The organism is Streptomyces sp. WAC 06738 (genome assembly GCF_003945505.1).
Lineage (GTDB): Bacteria > Actinomycetota > Actinomycetes > Streptomycetales > Streptomycetaceae > Streptomyces.
In genome coordinates this window covers 335424-350791 of the sequence record NZ_CP029618.1, presented here as the reverse complement: position 1 = coordinate 350791, position 15368 = coordinate 335424, and the positions used below count along the sequence as shown (strand labels likewise).

Annotated in this window: 11 protein-coding genes; 9 read left to right on the top strand and 2 right to left on the bottom strand. The window is 71.9% G+C overall.

What is annotated here, in order from left to right:
• The first annotated feature begins 66 nt into the window (after positions 1–66).
• On the top strand, positions 67–960 hold the full coding sequence (locus tag DMB38_RS01310; RefSeq protein WP_125933577.1) for a helix-turn-helix transcriptional regulator: 894 nt from the start codon (positions 67–69) through the stop codon (positions 958–960).
• A 557-nt stretch (positions 961–1517) separates the two neighbouring features.
• Here the strand turns inward: DMB38_RS01310 and DMB38_RS01305 are convergent.
• On the bottom strand, positions 1518–2426 hold the full coding sequence (locus tag DMB38_RS01305; RefSeq protein ID WP_125933576.1) for a serine hydrolase: 909 nt from the start codon (positions 2424–2426) through the stop codon (positions 1518–1520).
• Positions 2423–3310: a LysR family transcriptional regulator gene (locus DMB38_RS01300; protein ID WP_125933575.1), complete on the bottom strand. Its 888-nt coding sequence runs from the start codon at positions 3308–3310 to the stop codon at positions 2423–2425. Before DMB38_RS01300 ends, DMB38_RS01305 begins: the two co-directional genes overlap by 4 nt.
• Before the next feature lie 83 nt (positions 3311–3393).
• Between DMB38_RS01300 and bla the strand changes: the two genes are divergently transcribed.
• The 8 genes from bla to DMB38_RS01260 all read left to right on the top strand — a co-directional run bounded on the left by bla (position 3394) and on the right by DMB38_RS01260 (position 15363).
• A complete protein-coding gene (gene bla / locus DMB38_RS01295; RefSeq protein WP_206337612.1) occupies positions 3394–4335 on the top strand; it encodes a class A beta-lactamase in 942 nt (313 codons plus the stop codon).
• 290 nt (positions 4336–4625) lie between these two features.
• Complete coding sequence (locus tag DMB38_RS01290; protein ID WP_125933574.1) at positions 4626–5669, top strand: LacI family DNA-binding transcriptional regulator; 1044 nt, start codon at positions 4626–4628, stop codon at positions 5667–5669.
• Positions 5670–5820: 151 nt separating this feature from the next.
• Positions 5821–7059: a sugar ABC transporter substrate-binding protein gene (locus tag DMB38_RS01285; RefSeq protein WP_125933573.1), complete on the top strand. Its 1239-nt coding sequence runs from the start codon at positions 5821–5823 to the stop codon at positions 7057–7059.
• A gap of 3 nt (positions 7060–7062) precedes the next feature.
• Positions 7063–8058: a sugar ABC transporter permease gene (locus DMB38_RS01280; protein ID WP_125933572.1), complete on the top strand. Its 996-nt coding sequence runs from the start codon at positions 7063–7065 to the stop codon at positions 8056–8058.
• The gene (locus DMB38_RS01275) at positions 8055–8927 is read left to right on the top strand and encodes a carbohydrate ABC transporter permease (protein ID WP_125933571.1); all 873 of its coding nucleotides are present in this window, start codon (positions 8055–8057) and stop codon (positions 8925–8927) included. The genes DMB38_RS01280 and DMB38_RS01275 overlap by 4 nt, the downstream gene beginning before the upstream one ends.
• A gap of 146 nt (positions 8928–9073) precedes the next feature.
• A complete protein-coding gene (locus DMB38_RS01270) occupies positions 9074–10540 on the top strand; it encodes a glucoamylase family protein (RefSeq protein WP_125933570.1) in 1467 nt (488 codons plus the stop codon).
• Complete coding sequence (locus tag DMB38_RS01265) at positions 10537–13098, top strand: beta-galactosidase (RefSeq protein ID WP_125933569.1); 2562 nt, start codon at positions 10537–10539, stop codon at positions 13096–13098. Before DMB38_RS01270 ends, DMB38_RS01265 begins: the two co-directional genes overlap by 4 nt.
• Before the next feature lie 132 nt (positions 13099–13230).
• Positions 13231–15363 (top strand): glycoside hydrolase family 3 N-terminal domain-containing protein, encoded by a 2133-nt coding sequence (locus DMB38_RS01260; RefSeq protein WP_125933568.1) that lies wholly within the window; start codon positions 13231–13233, stop codon positions 15361–15363.
• Positions 15364–15368: the final 5 nt, after the last annotated feature.

Here is a 15368-nt window from a genome sequence, read left to right as displayed (position 1 = left end):
GTCACTGACAAGGGGTGTACCGGCAATACATCCCTATGGCCGCCTGCCGGACGTACCGTCGGAGGCATGGACAACCGTGAGGAGGTCCGCGAGTTCCTCACCTCGCGGCGCGCGAAGATCACCCCCGACCGGGCGGGACTGCCTTCCGGCACCCGGCGCCGCGTGCCGGGCCTGCGCCGCAGCGAGGTCGCGGCGCTGGCCGACATGAGCGTCGAGTACTACGCGAAGCTGGAGCGCGGCAACCTCGCCGGCGTCTCCCCGGCCGTCCTCGAAGCCCTCGCCCGCGCCCTGCAGCTCGACGAGGCCGAACGTGCCCACCTGGTGAACCTGGCCCAGGCCGCCGACGGCTCCGACGCCCTCACCCGACCCCGCCGCCGCCGTACCAAGGACCAGTGGAAGCCGCACCGCAGCCTGCAGTGGGCACTCGACGCCATCACCGCCGGGCCCGCGTTCGTTCGCAACGGCCGCATGGACATCCTCGTCGCCAACCAGCTCTTCCGCGCCCTCTACGACGACGTCTACGCCACGCCCGGCAACCAGCGGAACCTGGCCCGCTTCACCTTCCTCGACCCCGCGTCCCGCCGCTTCTACCCGGACTGGGAAGCCTTCGCCGACGTTTCCGTGGCCATCCTGCGCACAGAAGCCGGCCGCAATCCGCACGACAAGGACCTGCACGACCTGGTCGGCGAGCTGTCCACCCGCAGCGAGGAGTTCCGCACCCGCTGGGGCGCCCACAACGTCCGGCACCACGGCACGGGCACCAAGCGCTTCCACCACCACGCCGTCGGCGACCTCACCCTCGCCTTCGAGGGCCTGGAACTGGTCGCTGCCCCCGGCCTCACCCTCACCCTCTACAGCGCCGAGCCCGGCTCACCCTCCGAAGAGGGACTACGCCTCCTCGCCACCTGGTCGGCCACCGAGGAAGCCGCCCAGGAGACGCAACGGCCGGCATCCGGCTGACCGGTCCGCCCGCCCGGCCCGGAGGTCAGGGTGGTGGTGACGGGGTGGTCCGTTCGGCCGGGAGCGACCACGCTGCATCTGGCCGTTCAAGGCCAACCGGTCGATGCGGCCTCGGAGCAGGCGACCGGGCTGATCCCGCTGGACCCCGGGCTGCAGCAGAGCCGCCGGTCTGCATTGCACGCTGCCGCGGGGAGGCGCTGGACGTCTGGCCGGGTCTCGCGCCGACGGACCGCTCCGTGCCGCCGGGCACGTCCGTGTCCGTGGAGTTCGGCGGCCCGCCCCAGCTCCTGTCCCCGCCCCTGACCCGCCGCCGGCGTGAGGCGCCGCCCGTGACGGTGAGGTCGCGGGCGGCGGGGAGATCGGACTGCCACCCGCCGAGCAGGACCCGCCCGCCTGCCGGCACTTCCGCTTCCGGCAGCGCGGACGCACCTTTCCGTATGGCGCCGACACGCTCGCCTACGGAGGCCGTAGCGACCCCTGACTGTGACCCCTCTGCGGGGGCACCTCCACCACTACCCACGCCCTCGGTGGATGAGGATTGTGGGCTCATCTCCGTATCACCGCTGCCGCAGATGGTTGCAGAGGGTACGGGCGACGTGGCCCATGAGGGCCTCCGCGGCGGGCTGTACGGCGGCGGGGACGCGGGATTCGGTGAGTGCCGTGACGGCGAAGGCCCGGCCGTCGGCATGCTCGACGACGCCGGTTTCGTGGCGGAGGTTCAGCAGGGTGCCCGTCTTGGAGGACCAGGTGCCGGCGTCCGAGGCGAAGTCCGGAGTGAGGCGGTGGCGGAGGACGTTGTGGGCCATCAGTGCGCGGACGCGTGAAGCCGTCTCGGGGTGGATGGCCGAGGGGGTCCACAGGGCTTGGAGGAGGTCGGTCCAGGCGCGGGCGCTGCCGGTGTTGGTACGGGCGTTGTCGAGCTGGCGTACCGGGTGGCCGTGGCCGTCGGTGGCGGCGTCGATGGCGAGCGAGAGCGCGAGGCGGCCCCCGGTGTCGTGCGGGCCGAGGTGTTCGGCCGGGGTGTCGGTGAGGTCGGCCATGGTGTGGCGCAGGGTGATGCCGTGCAGGCCGTACTCCCGCAGCAGCTCGTCGACCCGGGCGGTCGGGGTGAGCGCGAAGAGGGCGTCGGCGGCGGTGCCGTCGCTGATGCAGGTGCTGAGGTAGAGCAGGTCGTCGATCGCGATGCGGGCGGGGTGGCGGAAGCGGGCCAGGCCGGTGGGGCCCGGGGTGCTGGTGCGGCCGGGCGGCACGTCGACGGGGGTGGCGCCGTCGAGTTCGCCGCGGCGGATCCGCTCGGCGGTGGCCAGCGCCAGCGGGACCTTGACGAGGGAGGCGGCGGGGAGCTGAATGTCCGGATCGATGCCCAGTTCCTCGCCGGAGCGCAGGTCGCGGACGAGGAAGCAGCCGCGCAGGCCGCCGTCGTGCAGTTGCTCGCGCAGACCGTGCAGGAGGGCCTGGGTGCTCACGCGGGCTCCCGGGCGGAGGCGGTGCCGAGGCAGCGGGCGATGATGTCGTACAGGCGGGTCTGCAGGGGCCGCGGATTGCCGTGGTCGGCGGTGGTGAGGGCGTAGCCGCGGGCGAGCGGGTGGTCGCCGAGCGGGCGCCAGTCCAGCCCGAGTTCGCGGGCCTGGGCCGGGGAGCAGAGCAGCAGGTCGCCGGAGTCGAGCGCCTCCGCCGCGGCGGTCGCCAGGTCGGGTGCGGCGGCGAGCTGCGCGGGCAGCAGCCCCGCGGCGTCGCGCAGCCGGGTCAGCGGGTCGCGGACGTGCGGTACGTCGTCCTCGGGCTGGAGCCAGATGCGCCGCGGCGGTCCGGTGGTGCCGCGCCCCGGCCGGAGGGTGTCGAGGTGGACCCGCCTGATGCCCGGGTCGTGGTGGCCGGCGAGGCCGAGCGGGAGCGTCCAGGCGGCCTCGTCGGGCGGCACCGCCTGCAGGGCCGCCCGCACCTGCTGGGTGCGCAGCAATTCGGTGCGGCCCGCCGGGTCCGCGGGGTGCACCTCCAGGGTGATGCCCAACTCCCTGGCATCGGCGACCAGGCGGGCCAGGGCGAGGGTCGGCGGTATCGCGGGCACGGCGAGCCGCCAGGGGCGCAGGCCGGCGATCCGGGCCTCGTGCTCCAACGCGTCGGCGGCCTCCAGGAGCCGGCGGGCAGCGGGCAGGAGGTCGCGGCCGAAGGCGGTGAGCTCGGTGCGGCGGGTGGCGCGCTCGAAGAGCGGCTGCCCCAGGTGCTTTTCGAGGGCGGCGATGCGGCGGCTGGCCACGGGCTGGGACAGTCCGGCGGCGGCCGCGCCGACCGTGAAGCTCTCCCGCGTGCCGACGCCGACGAAGGCGCGGCAGGCTCCGACGAGGTCCATGACCAGAGGGTATGTGGAAAGTGCATCGAACGGCACAAGAACGTATTGGACGGTATGAGTGCTGGTGACGAGGATGACGCGGTATGCAGCGACTCACGAACCGATTGCTGGGCCTCACGGCGGCGACCCTCGTGGCGATGACGTCGGCGGCGTGCTCGGACGGCAGCCGTACGACGACGGCCCCGGACCACCGGGCGGTACCGTCCGCCCCCGCCGCGGGGGCCGCGCAGCAGCGCGCGACACGGGAGTTCAAGGAGCTGGAGCGTGCCCACGACGCCCGGCTCGGGGTGTACGCCGTGGACACCAGGACCGGCCGGGAGGTGGCGTACCGCGCAGGGGAGCGGTTCGCGTTCGCGTCCACCGTCAAGGCGTTCGAGGCCGGGGCGGTGCTGCGGCAGCGGAAGCTGGCCGGCCTGGAGAAGGAGATCACGTACGACAGGAGCGACCTCGTCGCGAACTCCCCCATCACCGAGAAGCACGTGGATGACGGGATGACGCTGGGCGAGCTCTGTGACGCCGCGGTGCGCTACAGCGACAACGCCGCCGCCAACCTCCTCTTCGAGGAGATCGGCGGACCGAAGGCGCTGCAGTCGTTCCTGCGGGAGACCACCGGTGACGACACCTCGCGGATGGAGCGGATCGAGCCCGCGCTCAGCGACTGGGAGCCGGATGCGGTACGGGACACCAGCACCCCGCGAGCGCTCGCCGGGAACCTGCGCGCCTTCGTGCTGGGGGACGTACTCGACACGCCGGAGCGGGCGCGGCTGGCCGAGTGGCTCCGCACCAACACCACCGGGGACGAGACGATCCGGGCCGGCGTGCCGAAGGACTGGGAGGTCGGCGACAAGACCGGCACCGCAGCCACCTTCGGCGGCCGCAACGACATCGCCGTCGTCTGGCGCCCGGATGCCGCGCCGCTGGTCATGGCGGTGCTCTCCCATGGCACCGACCGGGACGCCGAGCCCGACGACGAACTCATCGCCAAGGCCGCCGCCGTGGTCTCGGACGCGATGGGGGCGCCGTGAACCGGACGATCCGCCGGGAGCCTCACCACGACGCCACTGCAGATGGTGACGGTCACGGCCGCGCTCGCCAACGGCGGCACATGCAGGCGACGGGCGGTCGGCCGGGAGCAGGCACACCGCCTGCTGCACCCGGCCGGCGACGGTCTTTCCGGCACCGCCGGCCAACGCGTTGACGTGCGGCGCGGTCCCGCGTTCCGGCCGCGGCTGGACCTGCCCCGGACGGCTGGAGAGCTGCGGTACCCTGAATGCGCTTCCATTTGTCAGTCCCGCAGGCCGAGGATGGGCTCTCCATGGGCGGTCCCACCGTGTATGACGTCGCCGAACGTGTCGGCGTGTCCATCGCGACGGTGTCACGTGTGTACCGGAGCCCCGAGAGCGTCCGCTCGGAGACCCGCGAAAGGGTCCTGTCCGCCGCCCGTGAGCTCGGGTACGTGCCGAGTGCGAGCGCGCGCGGGCTGGCGAGCCGGGTCACCGGGGTGCTCGGGCTGTGCTTCCCCGACTTCGCCGAACCCGCGGCCGACGACGCCTCCGACGCCCAGGGCGCGGAGCTGAGCCTCTACGGCGACGAGGTGATACGGGGCATGGAGCGAGCCGCCCGGCGGCGGGGCTACGCCCTGCTGATCTCGGCGTCACCGGCCGACCGGGCGGGAGAGTCGATGGCGGAGATCGCCGGCCGCGTCGACGGGCTGGCGTTGCTCGCCCAGCAGTGGCCCGCCGCCGAACTCGACGTCGTCTCGCGCCGGCTGCCCCTGGTGGTGCTCGCCGGACAGCGGCATCCCGGACTCGACCGGGTAGAAGTGGCCAACTTCGACGGCCAGTTGGCGCTCACCCGGCACCTGCTCTCCGAGCACGGGCTCCACCGGCTCGCCTTCCTCGGCGGCCCCGAGGACTCCCCGGACGCGGAGGCCCGGTTCCGCGGCTTCCAGGCCGCCCTCCTGGAGGAGGGTCTGGAGGTGCCCGAGCGGCCGGACACGCGGGGAGACCTGACCCTGGCCGCCGGCCGCAAGGCGGTGGCGGAACTGCTGGACCGGGACGGGCCCCGCCCGCAGGGTCTGGTGTGCGCCAACGACCAGATGGCCGTGGGCGCCCTGCAGGCGCTGGCCGAGCGGTCGATCGCGGTCCCGGGGGACATGAGCGTCACGGGTTTCGACGGGATCCCGCTGAGCGGGGCGGTCAGCCCCCCGCTCACCACGGTCCGGCAGCCGATGGGACGCCTGGGTGAGGAGGCGGTGGAGGTGCTGCTCGCCAGGCTGGCGGACCGCACCCTGCCCGTCGAGTCCCGCACCCTGCCCACGGTCCTGGTCCGCCGGGCGAGCTGCGGCTGCCCCGCCTGACCTGCCGAGGGGCCCGCGGCAGGAACCCGGCCCGGTTTTACTTCACCGTTACTGAAGCGTTACTGGAGCGACCCTTGTGAGGGGCGACGGGTTTCCGCCAGGGTCATGTATGCGCTTACAAACCCGCGTGTGCCCTCGATAGGAGCCCCTCATGGCCCGCAGAGCCCGGATTGCCACTGCCCTTGCCGTCGTCTCAGCGCTGGGACTGGCCGCCTGCGGCGACGGCGGGGGCGGCGAGGTGAGCGCCGACGCCGAACAGACCCTCACCGTCTGGGCCATGGGGGAGGAGGGCACGCGCATCCAGGAAATAGCGAAGCAGTTCAACGAGGACCACCCGAACATCACGATCAAGGTGACCCCCATCGGCTGGGACGTCGCCCACCAGAAGCTGGTCTCCGCCGCGGCCGCGGGCAAGCTGCCGGACATGGCGCAGCTCGGCTCGACCTGGGTGGGTGAGTTCATCGACCTCGGGGTCCTGGAGCCGGTCGACACCGGCACCTTCTCCGCCGACGACTTCTTCGCCGCCGCCTGGGAGGGCAACGAACGGGACGGCGAGGTCTACGGCGTCCCCTGGTACGTCGACACCCGGGTCCTGTACTACCGCACCGATCTGGCCGCGAAGGCCGGTGTCGACGAGGCCCCCGAGACCTGGGCCGACCAGCTCGCACTTGCCGAGGCGTACAAGGGGCTGGAGAGCACCAAGTGGGGCTTCTCCCTCCCGGCCGGAGGCGTCGGCGCCTGGCAGAACTGGATGCCGTACCTGTTCTCGGCCGGCGGCTCGCTGATGGACGACGACGGCAACCTCACCCTGGACTCGCCCGAGGCGGTCGAGTCCTTCACCGAATACCGGAAGTACTTCGACAAGGGCCTGTCCAAGAGCACCCCCGAGGCCCCGGGCTACGACGTGATCAAGGACTTCGGGGCGGACCGGGTGCCGATGTTCGCCTCCGGGCCCTGGATGGTCCAGAACATCACGGACCAGGCCCCGCAGTTGAAGGGCAAGTGGGACGTCGTGCCGCTGCCGGCCGGCGACGAGCCCGCCTCCATCATCGGCGGCGCCTCCCTGGTCACCTTCGGCGACAGCGAGCACAAGGCGGCGGCGAAGGAGTTCACGTCGTTCCTCACCGACCCGAAGACGCAGGCCGACTGGTACGAGATGGCCAAGTCGCTGCCGGCCAACACGGCCGCCTGGGACGAGCCGGCGCTCCAGAACGCCGACGTCGGCGCCTTCCAGGAGGCCCTGGACACCGCCGGTACGATTCCGCCGCTGGCGAAGTGGGAGGAGATCGCCCACGAGATCGACCTCACCCTCGAGGAGCTGGGCAAGGGCGGCGACCCCGCCGAACTCGCCAAGCAGCTCCAGGAGAAGACCGAGGGGCTGGCGGGCTGAGGCATGACCTCCGCCACCGCCAAGCCCGGCGTCGCCGAGCGGCCGGCCTCCCCGGCGGGCGGCCCGGCAGGGGACGGCGGCCAGGCGCCGCCGCCCCGGGCGGCCCTGCGCCGCGACCGGCTGTCCCGGCACAACCTCTCCGGGTGGCTGTTCTCCACCCCGTTCCTGGCCTTCTTCTTCACCTTCATGGCGTTCCCGATCGTCGCGACGCTCCTGATGAGCTTCACCGACTTCGGGCTGCGCAACGTCACCGACCCGCTCTCCGCCGAGTTCACGGGACTGGAGAACTACAGCAAGCTCTTCGGCGACGAGAAGTTCGTGCGGGCGCTGCTCAACACCGGCTATTTCGTCGTCCTCGGCGTGCCGCTCACCATCGGCAGCGGTCTCGTCGCAGCGGTGCTGCTGAACTCCGGCATCGACCGGCTGCGCACCTTCTTCCGGGTCGGCTTCTACGCCCCCGTGGTCACCGCCATCGTCGCGGTCGCCGTCGTCTGGCGCTTCGTGCTCGACCCGACCGAGGGCCTGATCGCCGGGCTGGCGGCCCAGGTCGGACTCACCGCTCCGGACTTCCTGGCGTCCGAGACACTCGCCATGCCCTCGCTGATCGTGATGGCGGTCTGGCGCAACATGGGCACCGCCATGGTGCTCTTCCTCGCCGGCCTGCAGTCCATCCCGACCGAGGTGCGCGAGGCCGCGCGGATCGACGGAGCGGGCGCCTTCCAGGAGTTCCGCCGGATCACGCTGCCGCTGCTGCGGCCCACCATGCTCTACGTCGCCATCATGACCAGCATCGGTTTCCTCAACGTCTTCGAGGAGCCGTTCGTGATGACCAACGGCGGTCCCTCGGACAGCACCCTGACCGTCTCGCTGTACATGTACCGCGAAGGCTTCAACTTCTTCCACATGGGCTACGCCAGCGCGATGGCGTACACGCTGTTCGTGATCATTCTGGCCGTCACGCTGCTGCAGCTCAGGCTGCTGAAGGACAAGACGAAATGAGCACCACGACCGCATCGCACCACGGCCATGCGAAACGCGACGCCCGGATCCGGCGGCGCAAGGCCCTCACCTACGTGCTCCTCGGCCTCGGCCTGCTGATCACGGCGGCTCCGTTCCTGTGGATGGCCCTGTCCGCCTTCAAGACCGAGCAGGAACTCTCCGCCAGCCCGCCCCGGTGGATTCCCCGGGAGTGGACGCTCGACAACTTCCGCACCCTGCTGGACCTGCTGGACGCGCCGCTGTACTTCTTCAACTCGACCGTGGTCGCGGTCTGCGTGACCCTGTGCAACCTGCTGTTCTGCTCGATGCTCGGGTACGCGCTGGCCAAACTGAACTTCGCCGGCAAGAAGCTCGTGTTCGGCATCGTGATGGCCGCCCTGATGGTGCCCGGCAATCTCATGCTCATGCCGAAGTTCGTGATGATGAGCAAGCTGGGGCTGATCGACACCTTCGCGGCACTCATCCTGCCGTTCGCCGCGGGAGCCTTCGGCGTCTTCCTGATGCGGCAGTTCATGTCGGCTGTCCCCGACGAACTGCTGGAGGCCGCCCGGGTGGACGGCGCACGCGAGTGGTACATCTTCTGGCGCATCGTGATCCCCCAGGTCAAGCCCGCACTCGCCACCCTCTCGATCTTCGTGTTCCTGGGCTCCTGGAACAACTTCCTGTGGCCCCTGGTCGCGACGAACGATGCCGACAAGTACACCCTGCCCGTGGCGCTCGCCACCTTCGCCACCGACCCCACCAAGGCCGACGGCTCCAACGGCGTCCTGATGGCCGGCGCCTTCCTCGTGGTGCTGCCGGTGCTCGTCGTCTTCATCGTGCTGCAGCGGTTCTTCACCCAGAGCATCGCCACCGCGGGGCTGAAGTAGGCCGCTGCCCGGGCCGTAAGGGGCCGCCGACAGCCTGACGGCCCGCGGTCCCTTACGGCCCACCCGCCGCAGAGCACACACCGATCAGCGCACCCCATGCATCTGCCTGCACACAGACACCTGCTGTCAAGGGAGTTGGATCGCTCATGGACCGCCGCACGTTCCTCGCAGCCACCGCCGTCACCGCCGGAGCCGCGGGCTCCGCCGGTCTCGGCGCTGCCCCCGGGCACGCCGCCGTGCGCTCCCCGCAGGACCCGGAGCCGGTGCTCACCGGCTGGTTCACGGACACCTACCGCTCACTCGAGGCGATGGTCGCCGACAGCGGGCTGCCCGCCGACAACATCGACCTGAGCGGCGGCGAGCCCGTCCTCACCGAGAACACCTCGGTGACCAACATCGGCTGCTGGATCTGGTCCACCGTGGCCGCCGCCGGTCTCGGCGTCATCAGCGAGCGCGAGATGCACGCCCGCCTGGCGCGCACGGTGGCCACCATCGAGCGGATGGAGCGGATCCACGGCTTCTGGTTCAACTGGTACCAGACCTTCACCGGCGAGGTGCTCGACGAGTGGCCCGGCAGCGGCGCCCCCGTCGACCACCTGCTCTCCACCGTCGACAACGGCTGGCTGGACGTCGCCCTCCGTATCGCCGAGGACGCCGACCCCCTGCTGCGCGGGCGTATCCGCGAGCTCCGCAAGGACATCGACTGGTCCTTCATGTACGTCCCCTACGACCCGGCCGACCCCGTCGCCCGCCCCGGCCACATGTCCACCGGCTTCCGGGTCGCCGACGGCGCGCTCACCCCCCACTTCTACGGCGCCCTCGTCTCCGAGACCCGCATCGCGGGCTACCTCGGCATCGCCGACGGCACCGTTCCCGGCGACCACTACTGGCACATGCTGCGCACCTTCACCCCCGACCAGGCACAGGAGATGCCACCCGGCGGCGACTGGGTCGTGCGCGACGGAGTGCGGTACTTCAACGGCCACTACACCTACCGCGGCCGCCGTCACACGCCGGGCTGGGGCGGCTCGATGTTCGGCGCCCTGATGCCGGAGCTGTTCGTGCCCTCCGCCCAGTGGTCTCCCTCGTGGCGCACGAACCTCACCCACCACGTCCAGGGGCACCGCGACCACGGTCTGCTCGACGCCGAGTACGGCTACTGGGGCTTCTCGCCGGCCAACGTGCCCGAGGGCGGCTACCAGGAGTACGGCGTGCAGTACTTCGGCATCTCGCCCGAGGGCTACTGCTCCAACACCGACCGCACCTACGTGCCGTACGGCGAGCCGAAGCCGGACCCCTCCGCCTACACCAACGGGGTCGTCACCCCGCACGCCGCCGCGATGGCGCTCATGGTCGCGCCGCGGTACGCCTTCGACAACCTCAGGCGCATCGCCCGTGACTTCGACGCCTACGAGGACGGCTACGGCTTCTACGACTCCGTCAACGTCGGCACGGGCAGGGTCAGCGACCGGATGCTCTCCCTGGACCAGGGCATGTTCGCCGCCGCGCTCGCCCAGGTGCTCAGGCCCGGCCTGCTCCAGCGCCCGTTCCGCACCGGCGGTTTCCGCCGTACCCTCAAGCCGCTGCTGGCCAAGGAGGACTTCGGGATATGAGCACCCCGCCGGCCACCACCCCCAGCCGCAGAACGGTCCTCGGCGGCCTCGGCGCCGCCGCCGTGACCACGCCCGGCGTCCTCGGCAGCGGACCGGAGGCGTCTGCCGCCGCCTCCTCGCCCGCGCCCGCCGCCGCGGCCGGTACGCGGCGTACGGCCGACCCCGTCACGTACCGGGACAAGCAGATCCACATCGACGGCGAGCCCGCGCTCGTCATGGGCGGGGAGATCCACTACTTCCGGCTCAAGCGCGGCGACTGGCAGTCCCGGCTCGACAAGGCCAAGGCGGCCGGGCTCAACGCCATCGCCACGTACATCCCCTGGATGTGGCACGAGACACCGGACGGCCGCATCGACGTCACCGGACGCACCCGGCCCGAGCGCGACCTCGGCGCCTTCCTCGACCTGTGCATCGAGAACGGCTTCGACGCCGTCGTCCGGCCCGGCCCGTTCACCATGGCCGAGCTGAAGGGCGAGGGAGTGCCGGAACGGGTGCGCAGGGAGCACCCGGAGATCAACCCCAAGGGCTGGCACGGCGCTGACGCCACCACGCCCGCCGTCGACTACCTCGCGCCCGCGTTCCTGGAGGAAGCCCGCCGCTGGTACGACGCCGTCATGCCGGTCATCGCCCGGCGGCTGCGCGCCGACGGCAGGCCGGGCGTCATCGCCTGCCAGCTCGACAACGAGATCGGGATGCTCGACTGGGTGAGCAACACCCCCGCGCTCACCGACCACGTGCTGCGGGACTTCCGGGGCTGGCTGGAGCGGACGTACGGGGACGGCCTGACCGGCCGCTACCCGTTCGCCGGGGGGTCCGACGGCGCGTTCGACAAGGGCGTGCGGGAACCGGCCGACGGCTACTCCGCCGCCCTCATGCACGACCTGGGGACCTTCATGCGCGGGCGCTTCGCCCGCTACGTCGACGCGCTGCGCGAGGCCGCGGAGGAGAACGGGGTGCGCGGCATTCCGTTCCTCATCAACATCCACGGCACCGGAGGCGACCGGGGCACGAACTTCCCCATCGGCATCAGCCAGTTGATGGAGACGTACGCCGGCAAGCCCGGGCTGATCTCCGGCGCCGACTTCTACCTCGGCGACCTGACGTTCCGGAACGTCACCGACCTCTACCTGGTCAACTCCTTCATGGACGCGACGAACGACGCCGACCAGCCCGTCACCGCCCTGGAGTTCGACGCCGGCCACGCCGACTACGGCAACGACCTCGACAACCAGTCCGGCGCCGAGGCGGCCGACCTGAAGACCCGGCTCTGCCTCGCTCAGGGCGCCAAGATGATCAACTACTACCTGTTCGCCGGCGGATTCAACCCCAAGCTCGACGAGCCGGCGGGCGACGGGAACGACCGCATCGGATCCACCGGGGAACGCCACGGCTTCGCCGCCCCGGTGGACCCCGAGGGCCGGCCCGGCTTCAGCTATCCCTCCCTGGTCCGCACCGGCCGGGCGGTGCGCGCCAACGCCGCCGTGCTCGCGCCGATGCGGGCGGAGTACGACGACCTCGCGCTCGGCTTCGTACCGGACCACTACCTGACCGAGTACCACCCCGACACCGACGCCGTGCGGGCCGTGCTGAGCGACGTCGAACCCGTACGGGGCTTCGGCCCCCGCGGCGCGCTCTCCCGCGGCATGCTGCTGGGCGGCTACCGCTACCGCAGCGTCGACCTGCAGGCCGGTGATCTCGACCCGGCCCGCACACCCGTCCTCGGACTGGCCACCGGCGAGTACCTGGACACCGTGGTCCAGCGGCGCCTGGTGCGCTATCTGCGGGCGGGCGGCAAGCTGCTGCTCTCCGGGCTGCTGCCGGGCAAGGACATGTCCGGCCGCCCGTCGACAGAGCTGCGTGACGCGCTCGGGCTGACGCCCGGCAAGACCCTGACGGACGCGAACCGGTTCTCCCTCTCGGTGACCGCGCACGGCTGGGCCGCACCACGCGCCGAGATCCGGGTGCCCAAGGCGCAACTGTGCACGGCGAGCCGCGGGAGCGGCGCCGACATCGTGCTGCGTGAGCTGTCCACGGGCCAGGGCTGCGGATTCGACATTCCCGTCGGCGCGGGCCGGGCCGTCGTCGTCACCAACGCGTACCGCTGCGACCTCGGGTTCTGGACGGCGGCGCTGCGCAGGCTCGGCGCCGAGCCGCGCTTCACCCACGACGCGAAGCTGCCCGGCGTCTTCCTGCTCACCACGGCCGACGGCGACGGCGGGCGGCTGCTGCACGCCTTCAACATCTCCTCCGGATACGGGCAGGAAGTCACCGCCGCCGAGCGCGGCAAGCCCCTCTTCGGCGGTGAGCGGCTCCACCTGCCGGGGCGCGGCGCGGCGATGCTGCCGCTCGGGGTCCGCGCGGGCGGCCTGCGGATCGCGTACGCCACCGCGGAGATCAGCGAGATCGCGGACGGGCGGGTCGCCTTCCGGGCGCTCGGAGACGAGGCGGTCGTCGCCGTCGACGGACCCGCCCGCTGCACGGGGGCGAAGGTCTCCGTGGAAGGCGGCCGGACGCTGCTGCGCGTGGGACGGCGGGAGTTCACCGTGCACCGGGGCTGACCGGCCCCGTGGGCCCGCGGCATCCCGATGCGCGGGCCCACGGGGGAGCCACGACTTCCGTATGTATGCGCTCGCAACCCCGCGGTGACCCCGCCGGGGCGCGTCACCAAGGCAAGAGGACTTCGGATTCACATGCTCGGACCGCACGAAGGCAAGGTCAAGGACCTGATCAGCAGGATGTCCGTCGAGGAGAAACTGGGCCAGCTCCAGCAGTTGACCTGGACCGGGGCGACCGGCCCCGGCGGCGGCCAGACGGAGGAGGTCGAGCGGGCGGCCCGGGCCGGCCTGCTCGGCTCGGTGCTCAACCTGCACGGGGCACGGCACACCAACTCCCTGCAGCGGATGGCCGTGGAGGAGTCCAGGCTGGGGATCCCGCTGCTCTTCGCCCAGGACATCATCCACGGCTTCTGGACCACCTTTCCCATCCCGCTCGCGCAGGCCGCCGCGTTCGATCCCGCGGTCGTCGAGCGCGACGCCGTGGTTTCGGCGAAGGAGGCCCGCTCCAACGGAGTGCGCTGGACCTTCTCGCCGATGATGGACGTCACCCACGATCCCCGCTGGGGCCGGATCGCCGAGAGCTGCGGCGAGGACCCGTACCTGAACGGTGAGCTCGCCGCCGCCAAGGTCCGCGGCTACCAGGGCGACGACCTGGCCGCCGACGGGAGCCTGGCGGCCTGCGCCAAGCACTTCGTGGCGTACGGCGGCGCCGAGGGCGGGCGCGACTACAACACGGTGGACGTCTCCGAACAACGGCTGCGCAACCACTACCTGCCCCCGTTCAAGGCGGCCGTGGACGCCGGCGTGGCCACCGTCATGGCGGCCTTCAACACCGTCAGCGGCGTCCCCGCGCACGGCAACTCGCACACCCTCACCGGCATCCTCAAGGAGGAGTGGGACTTCGACGGGCTCGTCGTCAGCGACTACACCGGCGTCGAGGAGCTGATCGCGCACGGGTACGCCGCTGACGGAGCCGACGCCGGGCGGCTGGCCCTGACGGCGGGCATCGACATGGAGATGGTCAGCACCCGTATCGCCACCCACGGCGCGCAACTGCTCGCGGCCGGACGGATCGGGGAGGACCGGATCGACGACGCGGTCGCGCGCGTACTGCACCTGAAGTTCACGCTCGGCCTCTTCGACGACCCGTACACGGATGAGGACGCGGCCATCGACGGGCCGACCCCCGAGGCACGCGCCGCGGCGCGCGAGACCGCCGCCCGCTCCATGGTGCTGATGAAGAACGACGGCGTCCTGCCCCTGGACCGCGGCCTCCGCTCCCTCGCCGTGGTCGGCCCGTTCGCGGACTCCACCGACCTGCACGGCACCTGGGCCGGCCCCGGCTGCCGGCGGTTCCCCTCCGTCAGCGTCCTCGACGCGGTACGTGCCGCTGCCCCCGGCGCGGAGGTCGCCCACGCCGGTGCGGACCCCGCGGAGGCCGCTGCCGCGGCCGGGGCCGCCGACGCCACCGTCGTCGTGGTCGGCGAGGCCGCGGAATTGAGCGGCGAGGCCGCCGTGCGCAGCGACATCTCGCTGCCCGCCGGGCAGCGGGAGCTCATCGCCGCGGTCGCGGCCACCGGCAGGCCGTTCGCGGTCGTCCTGGTCAACGGACGGCCGCTGACGATCGGCGACTGGTCCGGCGAGGTCCCGGCCCTGTTGGAGGCGTGGCACCCGGGCATCGAGGCGGGCAACGCCGTCGCCGACGTGCTCTTCGGCGCGGTGAACCCCGGCGGCAAGCTCCCGGTGACCTTCCCCCGCTCCGTCGGGCAGATCCCCCTCTACTACAACCGGGAGAGCACCGGCCGTCCGTACGACCCGGCGGAGAAGTACACCTCGAAGTACCTCGACCTGGCCGACGGGCCGCAGTTCCCCTTCGGCCACGGCCTCAGCTACACCGCTTTCCGCACCGGGCAGCCCCGGCCCGTCCGGGACACGGTCACCACCGAGGCCCTCGAACGGGGCGAGCGCATCGGGATCGAGGTCGACGTCACCAACACCGGCGACCGCGCCGGCGACGAGGTGGTGCAGCTCTACGTGCACGACCCGGTGGCGAGCATCGCCCAGCCGGTGCGCCGGCTGCGCGGCTTCACCCGTGTCACCCTGGGCCCCGGGGAGAAGCGCACGGTGCGCTTCACACTCGGCGCCGAGGACCTCGGCTTCTGGACCAACGACACGGCCGGACGGTACGTCGTGGAGCCGGGCCGGATCGACGTGTACGCGGGCAGCAGTTCCCTGGCCGAAGCGCGCTGCACGCTCACGATCGCCTGAGGCGC